The 25,149-nt window shown below is 64.8% G+C and carries 21 protein-coding genes; 11 read left to right on the forward strand and 10 right to left on the reverse strand.

Annotated elements, in window-relative coordinates; translation table 11 throughout:
* The first annotated feature begins 223 nt into the window (after nt 1–223).
* Together QTL98_RS04475 and cobS are read left to right on the forward strand one after the other, a co-directional pair.
* Nucleotides 224–817 carry a J domain-containing protein gene (locus QTL98_RS04475; protein WP_445681026.1) on the forward strand — a complete coding sequence of 198 codons (594 nt, stop codon included), beginning with the start codon at nt 224–226 and terminating at the stop codon, nt 815–817.
* Nucleotides 818–930: 113 nt separating this feature from the next.
* Entirely contained in the window at nt 931–1,917 is a 987-nt protein-coding gene (gene cobS / locus QTL98_RS04480; RefSeq protein ID WP_510637532.1) for a cobaltochelatase subunit CobS, read from the forward strand.
* Nucleotides 1,918–1,999: 82 nt separating this feature from the next.
* On the opposite strand, the gene QTL98_RS04485 is transcribed toward cobS, so the two are convergent.
* From QTL98_RS04485 to QTL98_RS04500, 4 genes are all read right to left on the reverse strand, one after another.
* On the reverse strand, nt 2,000–2,497 hold the full coding sequence (locus tag QTL98_RS04485) for a GNAT family N-acetyltransferase (protein WP_445681027.1): 498 nt from the start codon (nt 2,495–2,497) through the stop codon (nt 2,000–2,002).
* Between the two features lie 99 nt (nt 2,498–2,596).
* The gene (locus QTL98_RS04490) at nt 2,597–3,238 is read right to left on the reverse strand and encodes a ThuA domain-containing protein (protein ID WP_445681028.1); all 642 of its coding nucleotides are present in this window, start codon (nt 3,236–3,238) and stop codon (nt 2,597–2,599) included.
* A 65-nt stretch (nt 3,239–3,303) separates the two neighbouring features.
* Entirely contained in the window at nt 3,304–4,410 is a 1,107-nt protein-coding gene (locus tag QTL98_RS04495) for a Gfo/Idh/MocA family protein (RefSeq protein WP_445681029.1), read from the reverse strand.
* Nucleotides 4,411–4,479: 69 nt separating this feature from the next.
* Entirely contained in the window at nt 4,480–5,700 is a 1,221-nt protein-coding gene (locus QTL98_RS04500; protein WP_445681030.1) for an ROK family protein, read from the reverse strand.
* A 225-nt stretch (nt 5,701–5,925) separates the two neighbouring features.
* Between QTL98_RS04500 and QTL98_RS04505 the strand changes: the two genes are divergently transcribed.
* The 3 genes from QTL98_RS04505 to QTL98_RS04515 all read left to right on the forward strand — a co-directional run bounded on the left by QTL98_RS04505 (nt 5,926) and on the right by QTL98_RS04515 (nt 9,100).
* Nucleotides 5,926–7,227, forward strand: a complete 1,302-nt coding sequence (locus QTL98_RS04505; protein WP_445681031.1) for an extracellular solute-binding protein — start codon at nt 5,926–5,928, stop codon at nt 7,225–7,227.
* Between the two features lie 93 nt (nt 7,228–7,320).
* On the forward strand, nt 7,321–8,259 hold the full coding sequence (locus tag QTL98_RS04510; RefSeq protein ID WP_445681032.1) for a carbohydrate ABC transporter permease: 939 nt from the start codon (nt 7,321–7,323) through the stop codon (nt 8,257–8,259).
* On the forward strand, nt 8,252–9,100 hold the full coding sequence (locus tag QTL98_RS04515; protein WP_445681033.1) for a carbohydrate ABC transporter permease: 849 nt from the start codon (nt 8,252–8,254) through the stop codon (nt 9,098–9,100). Before QTL98_RS04510 ends, QTL98_RS04515 begins: the two co-directional genes overlap by 8 nt.
* A 7-nt stretch (nt 9,101–9,107) precedes the next feature.
* Here the strand turns inward: QTL98_RS04515 and QTL98_RS04520 are convergent, their stop codons facing one another.
* The 6 genes from QTL98_RS04520 to QTL98_RS04545 all read right to left on the reverse strand — a co-directional run bounded on the left by QTL98_RS04520 (nt 9,108) and on the right by QTL98_RS04545 (nt 17,571).
* On the reverse strand, nt 9,108–10,457 hold the full coding sequence (locus QTL98_RS04520; protein WP_445681034.1) for a bifunctional folylpolyglutamate synthase/dihydrofolate synthase: 1,350 nt from the start codon (nt 10,455–10,457) through the stop codon (nt 9,108–9,110).
* Nucleotides 10,454–11,521: a hypothetical protein gene (locus tag QTL98_RS04525; RefSeq protein ID WP_445681035.1), complete on the reverse strand. Its 1,068-nt coding sequence runs from the start codon at nt 11,519–11,521 to the stop codon at nt 10,454–10,456. Before QTL98_RS04525 ends, QTL98_RS04520 begins: the two co-directional genes overlap by 4 nt.
* A 109-nt stretch (nt 11,522–11,630) precedes the next feature.
* The gene (locus tag QTL98_RS04530; protein ID WP_445681036.1) at nt 11,631–14,249 is read right to left on the reverse strand and encodes a methyl-accepting chemotaxis protein; all 2,619 of its coding nucleotides are present in this window, start codon (nt 14,247–14,249) and stop codon (nt 11,631–11,633) included.
* A 256-nt stretch (nt 14,250–14,505) separates the two neighbouring features.
* Nucleotides 14,506–15,777 carry an HlyC/CorC family transporter gene (locus QTL98_RS04535; protein WP_445682086.1) on the reverse strand — a complete coding sequence of 424 codons (1,272 nt, stop codon included), beginning with the start codon at nt 15,775–15,777 and terminating at the stop codon, nt 14,506–14,508.
* A gap of 57 nt (nt 15,778–15,834) precedes the next feature.
* Complete coding sequence (gene aroB, locus QTL98_RS04540) at nt 15,835–16,962, reverse strand: 3-dehydroquinate synthase (RefSeq protein WP_445681037.1); 1,128 nt, start codon at nt 16,960–16,962, stop codon at nt 15,835–15,837.
* A gap of 48 nt (nt 16,963–17,010) precedes the next feature.
* Nucleotides 17,011–17,571 carry a shikimate kinase gene (locus QTL98_RS04545; RefSeq protein ID WP_445681038.1) on the reverse strand — a complete coding sequence of 187 codons (561 nt, stop codon included), beginning with the start codon at nt 17,569–17,571 and terminating at the stop codon, nt 17,011–17,013.
* Between the two features lie 349 nt (nt 17,572–17,920).
* On the opposite strand from QTL98_RS04545, the gene QTL98_RS04550 reads away from it, so the two are divergent.
* The 6 genes from QTL98_RS04550 (at nt 17,921) to QTL98_RS04575 (ending at nt 25,146) form a co-directional block, all read left to right on the forward strand.
* Nucleotides 17,921–18,052, forward strand: coding sequence for a hypothetical protein (locus tag QTL98_RS04550; RefSeq protein ID WP_445681039.1), 132 nt, complete (start codon nt 17,921–17,923; stop codon nt 18,050–18,052).
* Nucleotides 18,033–19,784, forward strand: coding sequence for a hypothetical protein (locus QTL98_RS04555; protein ID WP_445681040.1), 1,752 nt, complete (start codon nt 18,033–18,035; stop codon nt 19,782–19,784). Before QTL98_RS04550 ends, QTL98_RS04555 begins: the two co-directional genes overlap by 20 nt.
* A 32-nt stretch (nt 19,785–19,816) precedes the next feature.
* Nucleotides 19,817–20,797, forward strand: a complete 981-nt coding sequence (gene xerD / locus QTL98_RS04560) for a site-specific tyrosine recombinase XerD (RefSeq protein ID WP_445681041.1) — start codon at nt 19,817–19,819, stop codon at nt 20,795–20,797.
* 133 nt (nt 20,798–20,930) lie between these two features.
* The gene (locus QTL98_RS04565) at nt 20,931–21,902 is read left to right on the forward strand and encodes a magnesium transporter CorA family protein (protein WP_445681042.1); all 972 of its coding nucleotides are present in this window, start codon (nt 20,931–20,933) and stop codon (nt 21,900–21,902) included.
* Between the two features lie 108 nt (nt 21,903–22,010).
* Entirely contained in the window at nt 22,011–24,077 is a 2,067-nt protein-coding gene (locus QTL98_RS04570; protein WP_445681043.1) for an MHYT domain-containing protein, read from the forward strand.
* On the forward strand, nt 24,070–25,146 hold the full coding sequence (locus tag QTL98_RS04575; RefSeq protein ID WP_445681044.1) for an HD domain-containing phosphohydrolase: 1,077 nt from the start codon (nt 24,070–24,072) through the stop codon (nt 25,144–25,146). The genes QTL98_RS04570 and QTL98_RS04575 overlap by 8 nt, the downstream gene beginning before the upstream one ends.
* The last annotated feature ends 3 nt before the right edge of the window (nt 25,147–25,149 follow it).

Below are 25,149 nucleotides of genomic sequence, written 5' to 3' on the forward strand. Positions count from 1 at the left end.
GCCGGAGGTGGGCTGTCGCCGCAGGTCTGTCAAGGATTCATAGCAGTTGGCGGGGAGCCTGCGGCGGGGGCAAAATGCCAGACCCCATGAGGTTGGCTGGCCGTGCCATACCGCCTTTGGTGGGGTCGGTCACATCGAAGACGGGATTGCTGTGCCATCTGGAATAGGGTGGCGGGCCGTGCGGCAAGTGCCGGCGCCGGAGAGGAAGTTGGAAACGAGGGTCATGCTCAAGTCACGCGACCGGGAGGCCTATTTCGAAGCGCAGCGCCATCGCCGTGCCTATGATGGCGCGCGCGGTTGCGATTGCCCGGGCTGCGAGCAGGCCGGCGAATACCGTGCGCCGCGTGGACGTGACCGGCTCAACGAGTATTTCTGGTTCTGCCTCGACCATGTGCGCGAATACAACCAGCGCTGGGATTATTTCGGCGGCATGTCGACGGCCCAGATCGAGGATGAGATGCGCCGGTCGGTGACCTGGGACAGGCCGACCTGGCCGCTCGGTTCCGGCCGCATGGGCAAGAACGGCTTCAGCTTCCGCCATGACGATATCTTCGACGATATCGATCCGCTCGGCGAAAAGAAGGGCCGGGGCGGGGAGAAGCGCAAGGAGCAGGCTGATCCGGCCGATGGCACCAAGCGGGCCCTTGCCATGCTTGACCTGACCATCAGCGCCACCTGGGAAGAGGTGCGCTCGCGCTATCGCCAGCTGGCCAAGCGCTACCATCCCGATGCAAACGGCGGTGATGCAGCGGCGGCAGAGCGATTCAAGGACATCAATCAGGCCTATGCCGCGCTGAAGGCCTTCTACACCCCTTGACCGGGGGCCATCGCCTTGGCAAGTCATGTACCTGACTATATGGAAGACGACGGCTTCAGCCGGTCGCCGGGCGGGGGCTTCCCGCCGGAACTCGGACGGGTAGTTACAATAGAATGAACGATTTGGTGGGCCAGAGCGCCGGCCTGATGAGCCAGCCTGATACGACGGTCGACGTGCGCGAGACCTTCGGCATCGATATCGACATGAAGGTTCCTGCTTTCTCGAAGGCGAGCGAGCATGTCCCGGACATCGACCCTGCTTACCGTTTCGACCGCGACACCACCCTTGCCGTGCTGGCCGGCTTTGCCCACAACCGCCGTGTGATGGTCCAGGGCTTCCACGGCACCGGCAAATCCACCCATATCGAGCAGGTTGCCGCCCGCCTTAACTGGCCGTGCGTGCGCATCAATCTCGACAGCCACATCAGCCGTATCGACCTTGTCGGCAAGGACGCCATCGTCCTGAAGGACGGCAAGCAGATCACCGAATTCCGCGAAGGCATCCTGCCCTGGGCGCTGCAGCATTCCGTGGCGCTGGTGTTCGACGAATATGACGCCGGCCGTCCGGATGTGATGTTCGTTATCCAGCGTGTGCTGGAAGTCGAGGGCAAGCTGACCCTGCTCGACCAGAACCGCGTCATCCGTCCGAGCCCGTGGTTCCGCCTGTTCGCTACCGCCAACACGGTTGGCCTTGGCGATACCACCGGCCTCTACCACGGCACCCAGCAGATCAACCAGGGCCAGATGGACCGCTGGTCGATCGTCGCCACGCTCAACTACCTGCCCTTCGAGCAGGAAACCCAGATCGTCGAAGCCAAGGTGACCGGCACCAGCCGTGAGACGGTGCGCTCCATGGTGCGCCTTGCCGACCTTACCCGGTCGGCCTTCGTCAATGGCGACCTCTCCACCGTCATGTCGCCGCGTACCGTCATCACCTGGGCCGAAAACGCCCGCATCTTCGGCGATGTCGGTTATGCCTTCCGGGTGACCTTCCTCAACAAGTGCGACGAGACCGAACGCGCCATCGTGGCCGAGTTCTATCAGCGCTGCTTCGGGGAAGACCTGCCGGAAAGCGCCGCGCCGGGTTATCTCGCGCACTGACCTTGCGCGTCAGAAGACATTAAAGATACGGGCGGGTTCCTCAGGAACCCGCCCGTTTTGTTTCTCGCAGCGACGCGGCAGGTTATTGGCCCGGCGCCTCTTCAGGGGCCGCCATCGCCGCCAGCGCGGCGCCTTCCAGCCGGTAGAAGATTTTCTCCTCTATGCGGGCCGCGCCGATCCGGTCGTAGAAGGCCAGTGCCCGCCCGTTGCTGCGCTCGGCCGTCCAGTCCAGCCGGGCGCAATCCAGCTCCGTGGCGAGCTGCGCCAGATAGCGGACAAGCGCGGAGCCGACCGCGCGGGAGCGCACAGCTGCCGAGACGAAGAGGTCTTTCATGAACAATGTGCCTCGCCCTTCCGGGCCCGGATAGACGAGGGCGAAACTGGCAAAGCCCGCCGGCTTGCCGTCCACAAGGGCGATCACCGCTTCCGCACTGCCGCTGGCCGGGGCGAGCAGGGCGCGGGTTGCGGCTGTTCCTCCCTCGGGGCTGCCGGAATAATGCGTCAGGCACTCCTTCATCAGGGTTTCCAGCGCGGCGAAATCCCCGCCGCCTGCGCGTCTGATGGCCAGGCCTTCCTGCATGGTGTCGTTTCCCTCGAGCATATGGACGCCCGCGTGCCTCACGGCGCGGGTGCCGGCGACACTACGGTCCTGCGCGCCGGAGGGCCAGCGGGTGCGGCGTCAGCGTGCCGCCCACAGCATGCCCCGCCGCAGGATTTCCTTCATCTGCGGCACCTGAAATTCGCTCGAGACGTGGCCGAGGGAGGAATAGAACACGCGGCCCTTGCCATGGTGGCGCTTCCACACCACCGGCATCACCACCCCGTCGATCCAGCTGGCGTGCTCGCCGGTAAAGGTGGTCGTCGCCAGCACCTCGTTGGAGGGGTCGACATGCATGTAATATTGCTCGGACCGGTAGGCGAAGCTGTCGATGCCCGCCATGACCGGGTCGTCCGGCCGGGTGACATCCACCCGGTAGTCGATGACATTGCCGGGATGCGCGACCCACTGGCCGCCACACATGAACTGATAGTCCACCGCCTCGCGGAAGGCATCGCACATGCCGCCGTGGTAGCCGGCAAGGCCGACGCCGCTTTCCACTGCCTTCGTCAGGTTGCTCACCTCCTCCTTCTCGATCTTCGACATGGTGAAGATCGGCACGATGAGGCTGAGGTCGCGGATAGAGGGGTCGGCAAAGGCTTCGGTCGTGTCTTCGACATAGACCTTGAAATCCGCCTCCTCCAGCATGCCGCGGACGATTTCGGCACCCTGCTGCGGCTCATGTCCGCTCCAGCCGCCCCAGACGATCAGCGCTTCGCGCATTTCCCGTTTCCTTCCTTTGTTTTCTGGCCTTTGTTTTCTGCCGATTGTTTTCTGCTGGCGGCCGCTCAGGCGAGCTTGCCATCCCGAATGCTTTCGGCCAGCGGCGCCGGCCGCTCCACTTTGGTGGTGATCTCGACATGCCGCCCGGTGCTGGCGGAGGTGCCGATGGCTTCCATCACCTCCAGCACATGCAGCGCCAGCGCACCGCTGGCCCGGTGCGGCCGGTTCTGGCGGATGGCAAGCGCCATGTCGGCAACCCCGAGGCTGCGATAATTGCCGTCGGCATAGGGCATGACCGTCGCCACGCCCTGCCATTCGCCGCCTTTCTTGAGGTACTGGATGTCGCCGCCGAAATAGTTGGGGTCCGGCACCGCCAGCGTGCCTTCGGTGCCGTAGATCTCGAGCGGCACATGCTTGTGGGCGGCAACGTCAAAACTCATGCCGATCTGCACCACGGCACCATTCGCGAATTCCAGCATGCCGGTCACATGGGTCGGCACCTCCACCGGAATGTGCGTGCCGTTCAGCGGCTGGCTGGTGATGAGCCGTTCCTTGCGCAGCATGCTCGCCATGCCGGTAACGCGCGCAACCGGCCCCAGCAGGTTGACGAGGTCGGTCACATAGTAGGGGCCCATATCCAGCATCGGGCCGCCGCCCGCTTCGTAATAGAAGGCCGGATTGGGATGCCAGCGCTCATGGCCCGGACACATGAAGAAGGCGGTGCCGCCCACCGGCGTTCCCAGCACGCCCTCGTCCACCAGCCGGCGGCAGGTCTGGTGCGAACCGCCCAGGAAAGTGTCCGGTGCCGAACCGATGCGCAGCCCGGCCTTGTCCGCGGCTTCCATCAGCTTCTTGCCGTCGGCGAAGGCGATGCCGAGCGGCTTTTCGGAATAGACATGTTTGCCCGCCGCCAGCGCTTCCTGCCCGACCGTCACATGGGCGCGTGGCACCGTGAGGTTGACGATGATCTCGATATCATCGGCGGCCAGAAGGTCTGCCAGCGGCCTTGCGCTAACGCCGAACTCCGCTGCCCGCGCTTCGGCTGCCGCCGGGTTCATGTCGGCAATCCCGCGCACCTCCAGTACGGAAAATCCCTGCATCGCCTTCAGATAGGCGCCGGAGATATTGCCGCAGCCGATGATGCCGATACCGACCCTTTCGCTTGCGCTCATGGTTTTTCCTCCCCGTAAGTGGCCGGCCGCCTGACTGGCGGCTCTTTGCCTTGTCATGACCCCCGGAAATCAGCCGGCGCTGCCGCTTCCCATGCGCCGTGCCGGGCCGGTCGTGCTCCAGGGCGCGCCATAAAGTTCGCACAGGGCGATGGCGGCGGCGCCGCGTGCCCAGACCTCGTCTCCGACCGGGTCGATGATGAGGTCGGCAATTCCCTCCAGCGCTGGCGGCAAGGCAGCCGCCAGCGCTGTGCGCAGACTGGCCAGCAGATGTTCGCCCAGCACCAGCGCCGAGCCGACAAGGATGACGCGCGGCGGGGCGAACAGACCGACCAGATTGCCGATGGCCACCCCCAGCGCCTCACCGGCTGCGGCAGCTGCCGCGCCAAGCCGGTTATCGCCGGCATCGATGAGTTCGCGGATGCGCGCCATGCCGCCGCCAAGGCGGATGACGTCACGCAGGCGTCCGTCGTCGTTCACGGCGGCGGAAAGCGCGGCTTCGCCGGCATGGGCAAAGAGCCGGGCTTCCGGCTCCGGCCGGGCGGCCAGCATCATCTCGCCGAGATTGAGCGAAAGACCGCGTGCGCCGCGGAAGAGCTGCCCGCCATGCATCACCCCAAGCCCCAGCGATTGCTCGAGGCTGACGAGCACGAAATCATCCAGTTCGCGCCCGTGCCCGAACCAGTGCTCGGCCATGGCGATGGCATTGGCTTCGCCTTCCACGATGGTGGGGCGGCCGAGCCGCTGGCTCACCGCCGCGGCGATCATCACCCCGCCATCCTGGAAGATGGGGCTGGAGCGCACGCAGCCGGTGCCGTGTTCCACCACGCCCGGCACGGCAATGGCAACGGTGCTGATCTCCTCCAGCGCAAGGCCGGCATCGACCGCGCAGCGGCGCACCCCGTCCTCTATCAGGTCGGCGATCACGTCCGGGGGCTGGCGGTCGACGCGTACCGGCAGCACCAGCTCGGACAGCACGTCGCCCTGGAAGTCGGTAACGGCAAACACAAGCCGGCTGCCGGAAACCTTGGCGCCTACCACCCGTGCCGCGCCGGGGTTCAGCTCCAGCATCACCCGCGGCCGGCCGCGCCCGCCATTGCGGATGTCGCCGACATGGCGCGGGGCGATCAGCCCGTCATCGATCAGGCTTGCCGTGATCGCGGAGACGGTGGTTGAGGAAAGCTCGGTGTGCTCGCTGATCTCGATGCGTGCCAGCGGCCCGTGCCGGCGGATGGTGTCCAGCACGTGAAAGCGGTTTATCGCGCGCATCAGTTCTGGATCGGCGGTCTTCATCGGAGTCCGTTTCCGGGGCGAGGGGGCTGGATATTTTATTAGGGATACGGATTAAATGGCGTTCCGTAAAGCGAGAGATTGCGCAGGAAAGGGTGTTTCCAGCCGTTTGCGCTGCAATAATTAACATAAGATTGCGTTGTTGCCTTGACAGGGTGGGGTCTGGGGGCATGATTTAATGCGTGATGCGAATAAAATAACAGCATCCACACAAGCGGAGGAAACCCCATGACCAACCGGACATTCCGCCGGCGCGGGGTCGCTGCTGCGGCGTTCGTCGCCGCCACGACCGCTCTTGTTGCCGGCAGTGCCCTGCTGCCGGGCCCCGCCCGGGCCGATACCACTGTCAAATGGCTGCATCTGGAGCAGAACCCCTCGATCGCCACTTACTGGGCCGGTATTGCCAAGGCCTATGAGGCCCAGCATCCCGGCGTGAAGATCGAGATGCAGTACCTGGAGAACGAGGCCTACAAGGCCAAGCTCACCACCCTGCTGCAATCCAATGATCCGCCCGACATCATCTACACCTGGGGCGGCGGCGTGATGCAGGAGCAGGTGAAGGCCGGCGTCCTGCGCGATATGACCGGCATGCTCGACAAGAGTTACGCCGACAGCTTCTCCTCGGCGGCCTGGAACGCCCTCAATTACGAAGGCAAGCAATGGGGCATCCCCATGCTCGTGAGCCAGGTGGGCTTCTTCTATAACAAGGAGCTGATGGCCAAGGGCGGAGTCGATCCGGCGGCCGTCAAGACATGGGATGACCTGCTGGGGGCGGTCAAGAAGCTGAAGGCGGCGGGCGTCACGCCCATCATCGCCGGCGGTGCCGACAAATGGCCGCTGCATTTCTACTGGTCGTATCTCGCCATCCGCCTTGGCGGCAAGCAGGCGTTTGACGATGCGCTGGCCGGCAAGGGCGACGGCTTTGCCAGCGACACCTTCGTCAAGGCCGGCGAGCTCTTCAAGCAGCTGGTCGATCTGGAGCCCTTCCAGCCCGGTTTCCTGGGGGCCACCGCGCCCGATGCCTATGGCCAGTTCGGCGATGGCAAGGGGGCGATGGAGTTCATGGGCAACTGGCTCTACACCAGCCAGAAGACCGGCTCGGCCAGCGGCAAGGGCATTGCCGACGATAATCTCGGTTTCCTCTCCTTCCCGACCGTACCCGGTGGCAAGGGCGAACCGACAGACACGCTGGGCGGCATCAATGGCTGGCTGGTGACCAAGAAGGCGCCGGACGCCGCCATCGATTTCCTCAAATTCTTCATCACGCTCGATCATGAGCGCGAAATGGCGGCGCAGGGCTTCTTCATCCCGGTGGTGAAGGGGGCGGATGCGGATATGAAGAACCCGATCTTCCGCGCTGTCGCCGCCAACCTCGCGGCCTCTAAATACCACCAGCTGTTCTATGACCAGATGCTCGGCCCCAATGTCGGCCGTGTGGTCAATGACGTTTCCACCAACATCGCCGCCGGGACAATCAGCCCCAAGGATGCGGCACAGCAGGTCCAGGACGCCTGGGCGCTGGAGCACTGACAGGGGGTGTTCCGGAAGAATGGTCCCTGCCTGTCCGCTGCCCGTTGCGGGCGGGCGGGGATCCTTCGATGAAATGGGGTGGAGACGGTGTTGATGGGTGATGAAACCGCCGAGGTGCGGCCAGCACGGCCGGAGCGCTGGATTCCGGGACGGGCAGCCAAATACAGGACGGTCAGGGGCACGGCGCCGGTGCTGATCCTGTTCCTGCCGCCGGCGTTGCTGCTGTTCAGTATTTTTGTGGTGCTGCCGATTGCAGAGGCGGCGCGGTACTCCTTCTTTTCCTGGAACGGCTACAACAGCCCCGACAATTTCGTCGGCCTGCGCAATTACCTGTTCCTGCTGCGCCACGCCGCTTTTCACACCGCGCTCATCAACAACCTGCTGGTTATCGCGGTCTCGCTGGTGGTGCAGTTGCCGCTGGCGCTATGGCTCGCCACCCTGCTGGCGGACCGCATTCGCGGTGCCAGCATCTTTCGCCTCATCTTCTTCCTGCCCTATGTGCTGGCGGAGATTGCGGCCGGCCTCATCTGGCGCTTCGTCTATGATGGCGATTATGGGCTCGCCGGTTCCATTGCCGGCTTCTTCGGCCTGCCGGCACCCTATCTGCTGGCCGATCCGAGCACCTCGATGGCGGCCGTTCTTGGCGTCATCGTGTGGAAGTTCTTCGGCTTTCACATGATGCTCTATATCGCCGGCATCCAGGCCATCGACCGCAGCCTCTATGACGCGGCGGAGATCGACGGCGCCACGCGCTTCCAGCTTTTTCGCTTCATTACCCTGCCGCTGCTGGGGCCAACGGTCCGGCTCTCCATCTTCTTTGCCGTCATCGGCTCATTGCAGCTTTTCGACCTCATCATGCCGATGACGCGCGGCGGCCCGTCTGACAGTTCGCAGACCATCGTCACCTACCTCTATTCCTACGGCATCACCCGCATGCGCATCGGCTTTGGCAGTGCCGTCGGTGTCACGCTGTTCGTCATCTGCGTGGTCTTTGCCTTTACCTATCGCCGGACCCTGATGCGCCATGACTGATTTTGCCCCCAAAATCCGCCGCTCGCGCCTCGGCTGGTTCCTCACCTACTTCGCTCTGGTGCTGGTCGCCGCCATCGTGTTGCTGCCGCTGGTGGCAACGGCGCTCGGCGGCTTCAAGACGCTGGGCGAACTGCGCACCAACCCGTTCGGCCTGCCGCAGCACTGGGAGTGGTCCAATTACTGGTCCATCCTTTCCGGGCCGACCTATTGGCGTATGCTCGCCAACTCTCTCATCATCTCGGGCCTTACAGTGTTTCTGGCGCTGGTGGTCGCCTCCATGGCCGCCTTCTGCTTTGCCCATGTGCACTTTTATGGCTCAGGGCTGCTGCTCAATTATTTCCTCGTCGGGCTGATGTTCCCGGCAGCAACGGCGGTGCTGCCGCTGTTCATCAAGATCCGCGATCTCGGGCTGCTCGATACCTATATGGGGGTGGTCTTGCCGCAGGTGGCCTTTGCCCTCGGCATGTCCATCCTGCTCCTGCGCAATTTCTTTCGTGGGCTGCCGGGGGAGTTGCTGGAGGCGGCGATGGTCGATGGCTGCGGCTATATGCGCTTCTTCTGGCACGTCACGCTGCCGCTCTCGAAGCCCATCCTTGCCACTGTCGGCATCGTGCAGTTCGTCATCAGCTGGAACAATTACCTGCTGCCGCTCATCCTTCTGAACAGCGACGCCAAATATCCCTGGCCGCTCGGCATCATGGTCTATCAGGGCGAGTTCACCACCCAGTGGCAGCTCATCCTCGCCTTCATCACCCTTACCATCCTGCCAACCATCATCGTGTTTCTGGCGGCGCAGAAATACATCATCGCCGGCCTCACGGCCGGCGCGCTCAAGGGGTAGGGCGAGATCAGAAGAAGCGCAGCGCGCCTTCCGGCTCGCCGGTAATGGCCTGCCGGGCTTCCAGCGCCAGGAACAGCCCGCCGGCCACCAGCAGCACGGCATTCTGCTGCCGGGCCAGCGTCATTGCTTCATGAACGGCAGTGCCGAGATCGTCCTCGACCAGCCGCGCTTGCTTTCCGGCCTTCAGCGCTGCCTCGGCCACGCGTGCCGCCGGGGCGCCGCGGTGGGCGGCACGGGTGCAGATCAGCTCGTCCGCCAGTGGGGCGAGGGCGGCCTGCATGCCGTCGATATCCTTGTTGGCGGAGCCGCCGGTCAGCAGCACGATCCGCCGGCCGAAATAAGCCGCGCGCATATAGCTGGCAATCCGGCGTGCGGCGTCCGGCGTGTGGGCGACATCCAGCAGCACCAGCGGATCGCGCGCCACGGTCTCCAGGCGCCCAGGGTTGGTGGCGTCAGCAAGCGCGGTCGCCGCAGCTTGCCGGAAGGTCTGGTCGCTGACCCGATGGCCGGCGGCGGAAAGCCAGCTATGGCAAGCCAGAAGGGCGGTTGCCGCATTCTCGGCCTGATGGGCGCCGGCAAGGCCAAGGGGCTGGCCCTCCCACACCATGCTCCCGAGGCGGAAATCGGCGTGAGTCACCCCGTCATGGTGATGGACGGTACCGATCTCGATATCGTGCCCCACCCGCAGCAGCTTAAGGCCGCGTAGCCCGGCATAGGCCGCAAGGCGGCGGGCAAGATCCGCCTCCAGCGGGCCGGTAACCAGTGTGCCGCCATCGGGGCAGAGGTCAGCCTTGTCATAGGCAATGGCCTCCAGCGTGCCGCCCAGCACCTCGGCATGTTCCAGATCGATGGAGGTGATGACGGCAACCTTGCCGGGAAGGATACGGGTACTGTCGTAACGCCCGCCAATGCCGGCCTCGGCCACCAGAGCCTGCGGCCGGTTTTCGGCAAAGGCATTGAGCGCGGCGAGCGTAAAGCCTTCAAAGGCGCCCACCTTCTCGCCCGCAAACGCCTCTTCATAAGCCTCGATAGCGGCAAGGGCGGGGCCAGCCGCCACGGCAAGCGCCTCATCGGTGATGTCCACGCCATCGAGGGCGATGCGCTCATTGAAGCGGACCAGATGAGGGGAGGTGTAAAGGCCGGTGGAAAAGCCCAGTTCGCGCAGGATACGCTCGCTGAACCGCGCCACGCTGCCCTTGCCGTTGGACCCGGTGATCTTCAGCACCTCAAGCCCGCGCCACCAGCCGCCGGTGCGCATCTCCTCCGTCAGTGCCAGCATCCGGTGCAGGCCGATACCGCTGCCGAATTTCGGCAGGGCCAATAACTGCTGGACGATCTCGTTGGCCGGCGCGCTCATGCGCTGCCCCTCAGGGCCGCCGCAGCAAGGTCATCGAAGGCAAGGCGGCAGATGCGCGCCCAGATGTCGATCACCAGATCGCGCCGTCCATGGTTCCAGGCGCCGGCCAGTGCCGGGTTGCCGTTCACTTCCATCACCGTGAAGGCGGCAGGATCGGCAAGCCCGCCCTCGCTCATCACATCGATGCCGCAGACCCTGAGGCCAAGAACCCCGGCCACCTGCCTGGCCCAGCCGGCGAGCACGGGGTCAGCTTCCGTCTTGAAATCCGTCAGCTCGCCGCCGCCGCTGAGATTGGCGCGGCGGGTATAGGCAATACGCTGCCCCCGGGCCGGCACGCTCTCCAGCATCATCGACCAGCGCTCCAGTTCCCCTTGCAGGAAGAAGCTGTCGGCTGCGACCGGGCTGATGCCCTTGCCCACAAGCTCCGCATTGGCAGCCGCGAGCAGTTCGGCCACCGTCTCCGTGCCATTGCCCACCAGCGTTGCCGCAGCCTTGCGGTAATGGAAGCGTACCTCCCCGTCGACGACGAAGATCCGGTACTCCTCCCCATGCACCACCCGCTGCACAAGGCCGCAATGATAGCGTTGCCCCATGGCTGCCAGGTGGTGGAGCAGGGCGTTTTCCTCGCGGATCAGCTCGGCAAAGTCCCCGCGTGACCCGTCATTGGGTTTGACGAAGACCGGGAAGCCGAGGCTGCGCGCGTAATCGAGCGCGTCGGCAATTTCCCGCCCGTCGGGGCGATGGGCGCGATAGCTTTGGTTCAGAAAGAAATGCCCACCTTCCGGCACACGGATGCTGGCATCCTTCAGCAGGGAATAGGTATGCGCCTTGTCGCGCGCCACGGTTACCGAGACGGCGTTGTTGATCGGATAGGAGTGGATCGACCCGGCGCCGACGAGGAAATTGCGCGACCCCTCATGCACCCGGGCAAGCTGACCCGAATAATGGTCGACGATTTCCAGCCGGTACCCCTCGCGTGCGCAGGCGGCGGCAAGGTAACCGATCTGCTGCGTCATCGGCAGCTCAGGGTTCGGCTCGATGGTCTGGGGCAGCGGGGCGCTCACGGCTGGCAAAAGCCTTCAGATAAGAAGAAACGGCCGCTTTCCCGTTTAAAGGAAAGCGGCCGTTTGCTTATAGAACCGGGCGCCCGCAGGCGCCATGCCCTCCGGTGCGTCAGGCGTGACGCAGCGTCTCCAGGAAGTCCTGTACCTTGCTGCGCAGCACGCCGCCGTCACCCGCCAGCTTCTGGGCGGAGCCCAGCACCTGACCGGCATTCTCGTTGTTGGTGTGGGCCGAGCGGCGGATGTCCTGCACGTTCTCCGACACCTCGCCGGTCCGGCGGGCAGCTTCCGCTGCCGCATGACCGATCTCGGAAGTGGCGGCGGACTGCTGGGTCACGGCGCTGGCAATGGACTGTGCGGTCTCGCCCATCTGCTCGATGATCGAGACGATGGCGGCGATGGATTTGGCCGCGCTGGAGGAGACTTCCTGCACGGCGGAAATCTGGGCGCTGATTTCTTCCGTCGCCTTGCCGGTCTGGCTGGCGAGGTTCTTGACCTCGCTCGCCACCACGGCAAAGCCCTTGCCGGCTTCGCCTGCCCGCGCCGCCTCGATGGTGGCGTTGAGGGCCAGCAGGTTGGTCTGCTCGGCGATGTCCGCAATCAGCTTCACCACGTCGCCGATCTTCTCCGAGGTTTCGCCCAGACGGCCGACGAGCGAGCTCGTCTCCTGCGCCTTGGCGGAAGCATCGTGAGCGATGCTGCGCGACTGCTCGGTCTGGCGGGCGATCTCCTGGATGGAGGCCGCCATCTCCTCGCTGGCGGAAGCCACCGTTTCCACATTGCGTGTCGCCTGCTCGGAAGCTTCGGCGGCACTGGCGCTCTGGTTGGTGTTTTCCTTGGCGAGGCCCGACATCGACTGCGCCGTTTCCTCAAGCGCACGACTGGCGTTGATGAGGTCGGTCACGAACTGGCCCACGCTGCTCTCGAAGCTGTCGGCCAGCTCGCGCATGGTGGTGCGCCGTTCTTCCTCGGCCGCAATTCGCTGCTCTTCCTGCGCGCTGCGCAGGCGTTCCACTTCAAGCGCGTTCTGCTTGAAGACGGCCAGTGCCTCGGTCATGTCGCCGATCTCGTCATTGCCGGCCTTGGGCAGCTCGGCATTGAGATCGCCGCTGGAGATCTGCCGCATGGCGCCGGAAAGGGCGAGCAGGCGGCGGGTGATCGCCGGACGGACATAGAGCAGGATGATGAGGACCGCAGCGAGTATGCCGATGCCGGCTGCCGCGAACAGCAGAGTGCGGCTGGAATCGAGCGCGGCCTGGGCCGAGGCGCCAGCGGCGCGGCCGGCCTTCAGCGAACCATCCACCAGCACACTCACCTGCTTGGCGAGATCGTCGGCGAGCGAGCGGCTCTCGTCGAGCGCAACACCCATCGAGGCCGTTGCCTGCAGGTTGGTAAGGCTGAGGGTAAAGACATTACGATCACCGGCGCCGATCTGGGTCAGCGAGGAGATGGCCTGGGTCAGGGCTGTCTTCTCGTCCGAGTCCGGCATGTCGGTCATCAGCTGGGCGATACTGTCGCTGCTTTCCTTGAAGTTGTTTTCAAGCTCGGTCAGCACATCGGCACTTTCCGCGTTGGCGGCGGTGCTGAGTGTGCCAAGCACGCGGTTTGCCAGCGCATCAAGGCGCAGCAGCCGCTCCAGCGCTCCGACGCCCTGCGTCATGAGGAACTGGATCTGGTCGGTGTTGTTCTTGGTCAGATCGACGCTGGAGAGCACGACAGTGGCGCGGCTGGCTGTCACCAGCGGCTTCAGCGAGCTGTCGAGCTTGTCGAGCAGGTCGGAAACCTTGCTGACATTCTGGGCGAATTCCATGCGCTGGGAGCTGGTTTCAGTCCCTTCCTTCACCAGAGCCTGACGCTTTTCGAAGATGTTTCCATCACCGCGGCCGAAATCCAGCAGCTGGTTGTAGATTTCCTCGATCGTCGGAATGGCCTTGGCGATGCGATCATTGCTCTCGCCCTGCTGCTTGAGCTTGGAGAGAGCATTGCCGATGCGGCCGCCCTGCGAGGCAAAGGCCACCCAGGAAGAGCTCAGCGCCTGTTCGTCTGGCGTGGTCGCGGCGATGATGATGGAGTTGGAGAGGGCGTAGACCGAGGTCTGAACCTCGAAGACCGACATCAGCTGGTTGGTGATGATGTCCTGCAGGTTCTTGAGGCCGGTCTGGGTTTTCTGCGTCACGTCCTGGCCGGCCGTCTGCAAGGAGGACGAGGCCATGGAGAGCAGCGGCGCCGCCGCCTTCTGCACTTCATTATAGGCCATGCCCATCTGGCGGATCTGCTGGGCGCGGGTATCCTTGAGGTCGATGCCGGCACCGACCATCTTGTTCAGGTCTTCAAGGCTGGCATCCAGCGCGTCGATGGACCCGCTGATCGATTTTTCCAGCTTGGGCTCGATGCCCAGCTTGCGCAGCTCATCGAGGCCGGAGTTGATCTGGCCGAGGCGGTCGGAAAGGGTGGTTTGCGCCGAGGTCCGCTCGTCCTGGGTGCGGGCGGCCGCCAGTGTCGGGGCGCTTGCTGCAAGGCTGGCGGTACGGGCCGAAAGCTCTTCGGCGGCGACGACCTGGGGGATGCTGCGGCTAAGCAGCTCATCCATCCGCGCGCCGACCGTGCTGTAGGAGTAGGTGCCAACGCCGGCACCGATGACGGTGGTTGCCGCCACAAGGCCGAAGGCCATCATCAGCTTGTTGCCGATGCCAAGGCGCCTGCCGGAAGAAGGAGGGGTGGCTGCTGCCACGCCATGATCTCCGTCGTCGTTTCCGCCGCCCGGCGAAACCGATTCCACCGGTTCAGCTGATGCCGCCGGGATTTCCTCCGAGGACGCGACTACCTGATCGCTTGTCATTGATGACTACTCCCAAAAACGTACCAACTACGCCTCCAGTTCGCCATGTTACCGAAAAACCGGCTCGGGGAAAGGAAAAGAGACGCCTGTTGCCGGATCCTTTTGGGAAAGAGTCCGCCGATTTTACGAAATAATTGTATACTGAAGGTTAGTCTGACACTGGTTTCGGGGTGATTCTGAGGCTCGTGATCTGGTGCCGGTGACGGCGCAGAATGTCGAAGCGAAAGCCGTGAAACGTAAAGCTTTGGCCGGCTTCCGGGATGCGCCGGGCTTCATGCAGCACCAGGCCCGCGATGGTGGAGGCCTCGTCATCCGGCAGGCCCCACTCATACTGGCGGTTGAGGTCGCGGATCGTCACGGTGCCGTCGACAATGAAGGAACCGTCGGCCTGGGCACGCACGCCGGCCACCTTTACATCGTGCTCATCCTCGATATCGCCGACGATTTCCTCGAGGATGTCCTCCAGAGTCACGATGCCCATGAACGAGCCGTACTCATCCACCACGATGGCAAAATGCTCGCGCCGGCGGCGGAACTCGTGCAACTGGTCGAACAGCGTGGTGCTTTCGGGAATGAACCAGGGCTTGGCGGCGATCGCCTGCGGATCGAGCTGGGAAAGATCGTCGCCGCGCTGCTGCACCTCGCGCATCAGCTGCTTGACGTGCAGTACCCCCAGCACATTGTCCGGGGTGCCGCGGAAGAGTGGCAGGCGGGTATGCGGGCTTGCCAGCACCTGGTCGATGAGCTGGGTCATCGGCTGGTCGACATCGATCATCACCACATTGCGGCGATGGGTCATGATCTCGCTGACCACGACATCGTTGAGGTCGAGGATGGAGCGCAGCATGGCGCGCTCCTGGCTGACTTCCTCATCCTCGCCGCGATGCATCTCGATCGCGCCGCGCAGCTCTTCTGGATCGATGCCAAGGCGCACGCGCACGGCGTGGGCGCCGAACAGCCGCAGCGTGCCGCGCACGATCCACGCGATGGCGGTGGTGATCGGCGACAGGACATAGACGATGGCGGTGGTCAGGCCGGAGACGGCCAGCGCCAGGCGGTCGGCATGCAGCAGGGCGTAGGTCTTGGGCAGCACCTCGGCGAACACCAGCACCAGCACCGTCATGACGAAGGTGGCGTAGACGACGCCGGCATCGCCGAACAGGCGGATCAGGACACTGGTTGCCAGCGCCGATGCCAGAATGTTGATGACATTGTTGCCCAGAAGCAGCGTGCCGATCAGCTTGTCCTTGCTGGCGCGCAGCTTGTTGACGCGGATGGCGCGCTGGTCGCCGTCCTGTGCGATCTGGTGAAGCTTGGCTTCCGAGGCGGCGGTCATCGCCGTCTCGGTGGCGGAAAAGAAGCCCGAGCCGATGAGCAGCACCACAATCGCCAGTGCCGTCAGCCACAGACCCCAATCTATCCCGTCCACCACCCCCTCCATCTCCAGATCCAGTTAAGAAAGCCTGTCCCCCAGGCTTCAGCCCACGGCGCCTGCGTCGCGCAGCACCGCTCCCACAAGGTCGGCCGGTGCTTCGCTGCCGGCAAACGCTTCGCCGATCTCCCGCACCAGCACGAAGCGCAGCGTGCCGGCCTTTACCTTCTTGTCTTTTGCCATATGCGCGGTGAGCGCGTCGACGGTCAGGCCCGGCAGCGCCGCAAGGTCGACCGGCATGCCAAGGCTCGCCAGCGCCTGCTTCACCCGGCCGGCGCTCTGTCCGCTGACAAGGCCCATGCGATGGGACAGATCGAACGCCATCACCATGCCGATGGCAACGGCCTCGCCATGCAGCAGCCGTTCGCTGTAGCCGGTCTCCGCCTCCAGCGCATGGCCGAAGGTGTGGCCGAGATTGAGCAGGGCACGTAGCCCCGTGGTCTCGAACTCATCCTGCTGCACCACATCGGCCTTGTGCTCGCAGGAGCGGCGCACCGCCTCCGCGAGCAGTGCGGCATCGCCTGCAATGGCGGCATTGCCGTTGGCGGCACACCATTCATAAAAGCAGTGCTCGCGGATGAGGCCGTATTTGATGACCTCGGCAAAACCCGCGCGGCGATGGCGCTCGCTGAGCGTGGCCAGCAGTCCGGTATCGGCCAGCACCAGCTTCGGCTGGTGGAAGGCGCCGACGAGGTTCTTGCCCTGCGGGGTGTCGATGGCGGTCTTGCCGCCCACCGAGCTGTCCACCTGGGCCAGAAGCGTGGTCGGGATCTGCACATAGTCGATACCGCGCAGCGCCAGCGCTGCAGCAAAACCGGCAAGATCGCCGATCACGCCGCCGCCAAAGGCGACCATCAGCGTGCCGCGGTCGATGCGGGCGGCGAGCGTCTTCTCCAGCACCAGTTCCAGATACTGCCAGCTCTTGGTCTGCTCACCCGGCGGCAGGATGATGTCGAGGCTTTCGATCCCCTCGGCGGCCAGCGCGGCGCGATAACGCGCCAGATGCAGGCCGGCCACGTTCTCGTCGGTCACGGTAATGACCCGGCGCGGCCCCTTGCCCATCAGCGGGGCGACGCGGGCGCCGGCCTCATCCAGTACGCCATCGCCAATGACGATGTCATAGGAACGGTCGCTGAGATCGACGGTGACGGTCTGGCGGGAGGAGCTGGGCACGGGCAGACGCTACAGTTCAGAAAAGGGGCGGGAGGGGCGGCTGGCGGTTCAGCCTGCCATGTGGGTTTCAGCGGCCAGCTGGCCGGAGAGGGCGCTCAGCACCTTGTCCACGGTGGTGTCGAGGCTGGCAGGGCTGCTCTCCACCACCAGATCGGCCTGGCCATAGATCGGGTAGCGCACCGAAATCAGCTTCTCCAGAATCTCGCGCGGATTGCCGCCGCGCAGCAGCGGGCGGGTGTTGCGGCGCGAGGTGCGCTCGACCAGCGTGTCGAGATCGGCCTTGAGCCACAGCGACAGGCCGTTCTGGCGGATGGTGGCGCGTGTTTCCGCATCCATGAAGGCGCCGCCGCCGGTGGCCAGCACATGCACCGGCTCGTCCAGCAGGCGCGCGATGACGCGCCGCTCACCCTTGCGGAATTCCTCTTCGCCGAACTTCTCGAAAATCTCGCTGACGGTCAGGCCGGCCGCGGCTTCGATCTCATGGTCGGCGTCACGGAACTCCAGCCCCAGCCGGGCAGCCAGGCGCTTGCCGACGGAGGTCTTGCCGGCGCCCATGAGGCCGACCAGCACGATCGTCCGGGGGATCGTCAGGGGAGGGGATGAAACCATGATGCTGCTTGTCGCGTATTTCCCCGCATTTTGGCAAGGGTGCTGCGGGGGCGCCGCGGCTGTTGCCTGTGCCAGAGGCAAACTGCCGCTCATTTGCCCAAGCGGGTTGTCAGCCATGGCCACCGGCGCATAAACTCATGATCGGAAAGACATCGGAACCGGGCGGCTGATATCAGCCCGGTGTTCCAGAGCGATGATCCCGCGGTTTTCAGGGCCTGATGGCCATCAGCTGGCCGCAATGTCTTGCTCGTCTTGTCCGTAGGGGTTCGGCCCGGCGGTCCGGCATGTTTGTGCCTTCTGGCACCTGCTTGTTGTCCTTCCTTCCAACCAGCTGAAATGGCGTCAGTTCGTGCTTAAAGCGCTCTTCGTTGTTATTCTGCTTCTCGTCATCGGCGGCGGCCTGTTCGTCGCCTCCATGGTCAGTGCGCCCCCGGTTGCGACGGTTGAAAAGGCCATCCCGCATGAGGTTCTGGTCCAGTAGGTACCTTCCGGGGCTGGCTTTGCTGGCCCTGGTTTCTTCGCCGGCAGCCGCCCAGGCCCCGATCCAGCTTTTCCCTCAACCCTCCGGCACTACAGCCGCTCCTTCCGCGCAGCCTGCCCCGCAGGCCGCGCCGCAAGGGGGCTTTGTCTTCACGCCGCCTGAAGAGGGAAGCCAGCCGGCGGCAAAGCCTTCCTCGGGCATTGTGGTCGAGCAGCTTGGCGCGGCCCCTGCCGGGATCGTCGGCGGCATTCTCGATCCGGGCGAAGGCGGGCTCGGGGTTGATCTGTGGCAGGGCGTGCCGATGGCAACCGCCCAGCACTTGCTCGCCGGCCTTTCCGTTCCCGGACAGCAGCCGGCGGCGTGGGATCTGCTGCGCCGCGCCCTGCTTTCCGCCGCCCGCGCGCCGGAAGGCGCCGCCGACGACAAGACGGCCTCGCTCCCGGAGCTGCGCCTCGATCTCCTCGGCCGCATGGGCGATCTCGATGATCTGCAGGCGCTTGCCGCCTCCGATGCTGCCGTCATCAAGGATCCTGCGCTCTCGAAGGTCTGGGCCGGCGCCATGCTGCGAGGCGGGCGGACGGATGATGTGTGCAAGGTCTCCGCTGATCGTGACCCGTCCAGCGCCAGTGTCTTCTGGCAGCAGGTGGCGGCGCTGTGCGCCTTCTATGCTGGTAACGGCAGTGACGCCTCGCTGAGCGTCGATCTGCTGCGCGAGCAGGCGCCGGACGACAAGACCTTCTTTGCCCTTGCCGACATGCTCTCCGGCCTGTCGTCCTCGAAAAAGCCCCCGCCAGCCCCGGAGGGCGGTTTCAGCCCGGTACATCTGGCGATGATTGCCGAGGCCGGTCTTGCCTGGCCGGCCCCGGCGGGTGCCACCGATCTTGGCTATCAGGCCGGGTTGCTGGTGGTGAAGCCGACGCCGGTCGAGCTGCGCATCGCCGCAGCCGAGCGGCTGGTGGCAGCGGGGGCCATCAGGGGCGATGTGCTGACGGGCCTTTATGCCGAACCCTCTTTCACCGATGCCGAGAAGCACGGTGCCCTCGGTGCCGCGAAGCAGGGGCAGAACACGCCGATGCTGCGCGCGCTGCTCTATCAGGCCGCCTCGGCGCAGAGCGTTCCGGCAGCACGGACCGAAGTCGTTGGCCGGGCGCTCGATCTGGCGCCAGCCCCGGCCGTCGGGGCGGTGTGGGCAAAGCTGCTGGACCCGCAGCGCGATACCGCCTGGGTTGCTCCCGCTGCGGTTGCTGCGCTGGCGAGTGCCGGTGAGATGCAGCCGGTGCAGGGCTGGTATGAGCTGGCGTCGGGGGTGGACCCGGCCTCGGCCCGCCAGATGTGGCCGCTGGCGATGGCCGCAGGCATCCCTTCCGTCCCTGCCGGAGACCTGTCGGCGTGGGTTTCGGAAAAGCCGGATAATGCGGCGCAATCATTGGCGTTTCTGAAGGCGCTGGGCGTGCCCGTGAAGGCCCCGTGGAGCGAGCTTGCGGCAATACCGAAAATGACTGCTCCGGCGGGTGTGAACCCGGCCATCTTTTATGCCCTTGACGAGGCCTCTGCGGCAGGTAGGCGCGGCGAGACCGTCTTGCTTGCCGTCACGGCCTTGGGTAATGACGGTGCCAACAGGGGTTCGCCCCTCATCCTCGCTAAAGCTGTTGAGGCTTTGAGCCGTGTCGGTCTTGATGCTCCGGCGCGGCAAATGGCTGTTGAGCTCATCGCGGCCCAGCCCCGGCTTTAGCCCTGTGCTGTACGAATTAAGGACTACCGCTTATGGCCAAACCGGGCCGCAGACCGAAACCCAAGGCTGAGCGCAGCGCAGCGATCGATGCCTTTCTCGACATGTTGGTGGCAGAGCGCGGCGCGGCGGAAAATACCCGCATCGCCTATGAGCGCGACCTGATCGATGCCGAAGGCTATCTCTCTTCCCGCATCGGTGAGCTGGCGCTGGCGTCCACGGACGATCTGCGGGCTTACCTGGCTTTCCTCTCCGACGAGGAAGATGGCGCGGTAACCGCCCGTACCGTGGCGCGCCGCCTGTCGGCCCTGCGGCAGTTCTTCCGCTTCCTCGTTTCCGAGAAGCGCCGTGCGGAAGATCCGACCAGCACCATCGACAGCCCGCGCCAGGGCCGCACCCTTCCCAAGGTGCTGGCCGAGGCCGAGGTGACGGCGCTGATCGCCGCTGCCCAGAACAAGGAAGGGCCGGAAGGCATCCGCCTCATCGCCCTTCTGGAAGTGCTTTATGCCACCGGCCTGCGCGTTTCCGAGCTCGTCGGCCTGCCGCAGAGCGGCATCTCGCGTGACGGGCGTTACCTCGTCGTGCGTGGCAAGGGCGACAAGGAACGTCTCGTTCCGCTCAGCGAGCCCGCCCGCGATGCACTGGCGGCCTATGTCGGCGTGCGCCACAGCTTCCTGGTGGCCGGCCGCGAGAAGAGCCAGGCCAACTGGCTGTTTCCGTCGCGTACCTCCTCCACCGGCCATCTGACGCGCCAGCGTTTTGCGCAGCTGCTGAAGGAACTGGCGGTGGAAGCCGGGCTCGATCCGGAACGGGTGAGCCCGCACGTGCTGCGCCACGCCTTTGCCACCCATCTGCTGAACCATGGCGCCGACCTGCGCTCGGTGCAGAAGATGCTCGGCCATGCCGACATCGCGACCACGCAGATCTATACCCATGTGGCCGGCGAATCGCTGAAGCAGCTGGTGGAGACCCGCCACCCGCTGGCGACGGCGGCTACCGGGCGCAAGATCGCCTGATTGGAAAAAGTGGCCTCGCGGCCCTTTTCCCCGCAGTAAAGATGGCTATGCTTCCGGCGCCCCTTCGGGGGCGCCGTTTTGCGTCCGGCGGCAAAACGCGGGATTACCCGTTACCAGCAAGCGGAGCGTCTACATGATCCGAATCTGGCATGAGGCTGACTGGCGGCAGGAAGGGCTGGATGCCCAGACCCTGATCGCCGCACCCTGGATCGATGCCAGTTCTCCGGATGAATCCGAACGCGATACGCTTGAAGTTCTGCTCCAGGTCGAATTGCCGGAGCGGGCGGAGATGGCCGAAATCGAGGCCTCCAGCCGCCTGTTTGCCATCAGCGAAACCTTGTTCCTGACCACGCCGGTCCTCTCCGATACCGAGACCGACCAGCCCGTGCTGGCGCCGCTCACCATGGTGCTGCATCGCGGCCAGCTGATCACGCTGCGCTATCACGAGCCGCGTTCCATCGCGCTCTTTGCCGGGCGCATCCGCCGCTCGCCGGTGCTGGCGCGCGATGGGTCTTCCGCTCTCATCGGCCTCATCGACACCATCGTCGACCGCACGGCCGATATCGCCGAGATGCTCTCGCGCCGGCTGGACGAAAGTTTCCAGGAAGTCTTCCTCAACCTCACGCCGGATGTACGGCCGGGCAAGAGCCGCAATACCGACCTGCAGAAGGTATTGCGCGAGGTAGGGCGCACCGGCGATCTCATCGGCAAGCTGCGTGACAGCATCGCCGGGCAGAGCCGGCTTGTCGCCTTCCTCAATGCCAGCCTTCCCGGCAAGAGCGGCGAATTGCGCCAGCGCCTGAAAGTGGCGGCCCGCGACCTTCAGTCCCTGACCGAGCATGCCAATTTCCAGGCCCAGCGCATGTCCATGCTGCTGGATGCCACGCTGGGCGCCATCAATATCGAGCAGAACGTTATCGTCCGCAGCTTCTCGGTCGGCGCGGCCGCTTTCTTCCCGCCGGCGCTCATCGCAGGTATCTACGGCATGAATTTCGACTTCATGCCCGAGCTGCATTCCGCCTGGGGCTATCCGGTGGCGCTTGGCGTGATGGTGGCGTCGGCCGTCATTCCGCTCTGGTATTTCCGCCGCCGCGGCTGGATGTAGGCCGGCGCAAAAGTGACGCCGCCCTGCTCATCTGGTTAGTAACTTTCTGTCGGCGTCCATGATATCTCAGTATGTATCTTTGCTACTGAAGAGCTTCGGACGCCTCCGGTGACGGTTACTATTTTAGGGCTGTGCTTCAGCACCAATCAGCACGGTCTCCCAACCGGTCACAATCTGTGGCTGGTGGCGCTGTCTTTCCTTGTGGCGGCCTTCGCCTCCTATGTTTCGCTCGATATGGCCGAGCGTCTGCGCTTTGCCACGCCCCGTTCCAGGCCCTTCTGGCATGCCGGCGCGGCGCTCGCGCTGGGTGGTGGCATCTGGGCCATGCATTTCATCGGCATGCTGGCGTTCGATGCCGGGCTTGCCATCAGCTTCCACCCGGGCCTGACCTTCCTTTCCTTCGCCATCGCCGTCGGTGTGGTTGCCGTGGGCCTGGCGCTGGTGCGGCAGGCAGAACATCCTTCCCTCGCGCGCCTTGCGTCGGGCGGCGCCGTCGTCGGGCTCGGCGTTGCGGCCATGCATTACACCGGCATGGCGGCGATGATCCTGCCGGGTGTGATCGCCTACAATCCGGGCCTGTTCGGGCTTTCCGTCATTATCGCCATGGCGGCCGCCACTGCCGCGCTCATCCTTGCCTTTACGCTGGAGCGCACATGGCAGCGTGTGGTGGCGGCACAGGTCATGGCGGTTGCCATCTGCGGCATGCATTACACGGGCATGGCGGCGCTTGTCGTCACCATCGACCCGATCAGCTTTACCACTGCCGCCGGTGCCTCACGCACGGCCCTTGCCATAGCGATTGGCGGTGGGTCCTACGGGCTGCTGCTGCTCGCCCTCATCACCATCATTGCCGACCGGCGGCTGAGTGCGCTTGCAGAGCGCGAGGCCGAGCGCCTGCGCGAGGCCAATCAGGCGCTGGCGGGTGAGATCGAGGAGCGCCGGGCTATCGAGGCGGAACTTGCCCGCTCGCGCGATGCGCTGGAAGAACGTGTGCTGGAACGCACCCGAGACCTGCAGGAGGCACGCGAGCGCGCCGAGGCTGCCAACCAGGCCAAGACCGAGTTTCTGGCCAGCATGAGCCATGAGCTGCGCACGCCGCTCAACTCCATCATGGGGTTTGCCCAGCTGCTCGCCTTCAACAAGGAGCGTGAGCCGCTGACGCCGCGGCAGGAGCGGGCCGCCAGCCAGATCCAGAAGGCCGGCAATCATCTGCTCCGGCTCATTGATGAAGTGCTGGACCTTGCCCGTGTCGAGGCCGGGCGCCTCACCCTTTCGCTGGAGCCGGTCAATGCCAGCCAGATCGGCGCCGACATCACCAGTGCGCTTATGCCGCTGGCCAGTCAGGCGTCAGTTAATCTCAACATTGTGGTGCCGTCGGCGCTGGACGGGGTGATGGCAGACCGCACCCGCCTGCTTCAGGTTCTAGGCAACCTCGTCTCCAACGCCATCAAATACAACAAGGCGGGCGGGTCGGTCTGGCTGGAGGTGGCGCCGGTTGCCGGCGGCCGCGTCGGCTTTACCGTGCGCGATACCGGCCTTGGCATTCCGCAGGACCGGCTGGGGGAACTGTTCCAGCCCTTCAACCGGCTTGGGCGCGAACATGGCGCCATCGAGGGCACCGGCATCGGCCTCACCATCTCGCGCCGCCTGGTCGGAGAGATGGGCGGGGATATTACCGTCACCAGCGTCGAGGGGCACGGCAGTAGCTTCTATTTCGACCTGCCCGCCGCCGAGGTCGAGCTTGTCGCGGCCGTGCCTGTTGCCCGCCCTGCACGCACCGGGGCCGGCGGGCGCCGCCACACGCTGCTCTATGTCGAGGATAACCCGGCCAACGTCCAGCTGATGCGGGATCTGGTCGAGTCGATGGGAGGCATCGAGCTGCTGTTTGCCGCCGATGCCGGTACCGGTATCGCGCTTGCCCGGGCCCATGCCCCCGACCTGGTCGTGCTCGATATCAACCTGCCGGGTATCGACGGCTTCGAGCTGCTGACCCGGTTGCGCTCCGATCCGCTGACCCGGGATATCCCCGCCATCGCCCTCAGCGCCAATGCGCTACCCCACTATGTGGAAAAGGGCCTGAAGGCCGGCTTCAAACGCTATATGACCAAACCTCTGCAGGTGGCCGAATTCATCGCCGCCGTAGAGGAAGTGCTGCAGGTCGCAGAAGATGCATGATCTCTATGCCGCGACGATCCTGGTGGTCGATGATGTGCCGGCCAATACGGAACTGCTGTTCGAGATGCTGGAAAGCGCGGGCTTTACCAATATCCACACCAGCAACGATCCTTACGAGGGACTTGCCCTTTACGAGCGGCTGAAGCCGGACCTCGTGCTGCTCGATTACCGCATGCCGGGGCTCGACGGCGTCGGTTTCATCCGCGCCGCCCGTGAGATGACCTCCGATGCCGAGCCGCCCATTCTCATCGTCACCGCGCAGAATGATGAGGACAGTCGCCGCAAGGCGCTTGAGGCCGGTGCGCGCGATTATGTCACCAAGCCCTTCGCTTTCTGGGAGCTGCTGGCCCGCACCCGCACCGTGCTGCAGCTCCAGTTGCTCTATCAGGGCCAGCGCCAGCAATCCGAGATTCTCGACCAGCAGGTGCGCGAGCGTACGCGTGAGCTGGAAGAGACGCGGCATGAGATCATCCGGCGCCTGTGTACTGTCGGGGAATTTCGTGACGAGGATACTGGTCATCACGTCGTGCGCATTGGCCGCCTCTCGGCCGAACTGGCCCGCCTTGCCGGAGAGCCTGACGAGTTCGTGGACATGATGCTGGCCTCAGCGCCGCTTCATGATATCGGCAAGATCGGCGTGCCCGACCGGGTGTTGCTGAAGCCGGGCCGGCTCGATCCGGAAGAGATGGCGATCATGCGCACTCATGCGCAGATCGGCGCCCGCATCCTTGCCGGCAGCGGCCTCAGCATGCTGGAGCTCGCGGCCGAAATCGCGCTCACCCATCACGAACGCTGGGATGGCGATGGTTATCCGGCAAAGCTCGCCGGGCAGGCCATTCCGCTGTCCGGCCGGCTGGTGGCGGTAGTGGATGTGTTCGACGCGCTGCTCTCGCCGCGACCCTACAAGCAGCCATGGAGCATCGAGACCACGCTGGCGCATCTGGAAGCCTCGGCCGGCACCCATCTCGACCCACACCTGACGCAGCTTTTCCTCGACAATGCCGACACCATGATCGCCATCCGCGCCGAACTGGCGGACAAGGCCGGTGACGAAACCGGCCTTACCTGAGTT

The sequence above is a fragment of the Radicibacter daui genome, assembly GCA_030657355.1.
Classification (GTDB): domain Bacteria; phylum Pseudomonadota; class Alphaproteobacteria; order Radicibacterales; family Radicibacteraceae; genus Radicibacter; species Radicibacter daui.

Excerpts from the sequence above, each read along its gene's own strand:
- QTL98_RS04565 (WP_445681042.1), top strand. The coding sequence starts at position 20,931 with ATGATCCGAATCTGGCATGAGGCTGACTGGCGGCAGGAAGGGCTGGAT.
- QTL98_RS04555 (WP_445681040.1), top strand. The coding sequence starts at position 18,033 with ATGAGGTTCTGGTCCAGTAGGTACCTTCCGGGGCTGGCTTTGCTGGCC.
- xerD (WP_445681041.1), top strand. The coding sequence starts at position 19,817 with ATGGCCAAACCGGGCCGCAGACCGAAACCCAAGGCTGAGCGCAGCGCA.
- QTL98_RS04475 (WP_445681026.1), top strand. The coding sequence starts at position 224 with ATGCTCAAGTCACGCGACCGGGAGGCCTATTTCGAAGCGCAGCGCCAT.
- cobS (WP_510637532.1), top strand. The coding sequence starts at position 931 with ATGAACGATTTGGTGGGCCAGAGCGCCGGCCTGATGAGCCAGCCTGAT.
- QTL98_RS04485 (WP_445681027.1), bottom strand. The coding sequence starts at position 2,497 with ATGCAGGAAGGCCTGGCCATCAGACGCGCAGGCGGCGGGGATTTCGCC.
- QTL98_RS04505 (WP_445681031.1), top strand. The coding sequence starts at position 5,926 with ATGACCAACCGGACATTCCGCCGGCGCGGGGTCGCTGCTGCGGCGTTC.
- QTL98_RS04495 (WP_445681029.1), bottom strand. The coding sequence starts at position 4,410 with ATGAGCGCAAGCGAAAGGGTCGGTATCGGCATCATCGGCTGCGGCAAT.
- QTL98_RS04510 (WP_445681032.1), top strand. The coding sequence starts at position 7,321 with ATGGGTGATGAAACCGCCGAGGTGCGGCCAGCACGGCCGGAGCGCTGG.
- QTL98_RS04545 (WP_445681038.1), bottom strand. The coding sequence starts at position 17,571 with ATGGTTTCATCCCCTCCCCTGACGATCCCCCGGACGATCGTGCTGGTC.
- QTL98_RS04520 (WP_445681034.1), bottom strand. The coding sequence starts at position 10,457 with ATGAGCGCGCCGGCCAACGAGATCGTCCAGCAGTTATTGGCCCTGCCG.
- QTL98_RS04515 (WP_445681033.1), top strand. The coding sequence starts at position 8,252 with ATGACTGATTTTGCCCCCAAAATCCGCCGCTCGCGCCTCGGCTGGTTC.
- QTL98_RS04500 (WP_445681030.1), bottom strand. The coding sequence starts at position 5,700 with ATGAAGACCGCCGATCCAGAACTGATGCGCGCGATAAACCGCTTTCAC.
- QTL98_RS04490 (WP_445681028.1), bottom strand. The coding sequence starts at position 3,238 with ATGCGCGAAGCGCTGATCGTCTGGGGCGGCTGGAGCGGACATGAGCCG.
- QTL98_RS04575 (WP_445681044.1), top strand. The coding sequence starts at position 24,070 with ATGCATGATCTCTATGCCGCGACGATCCTGGTGGTCGATGATGTGCCG.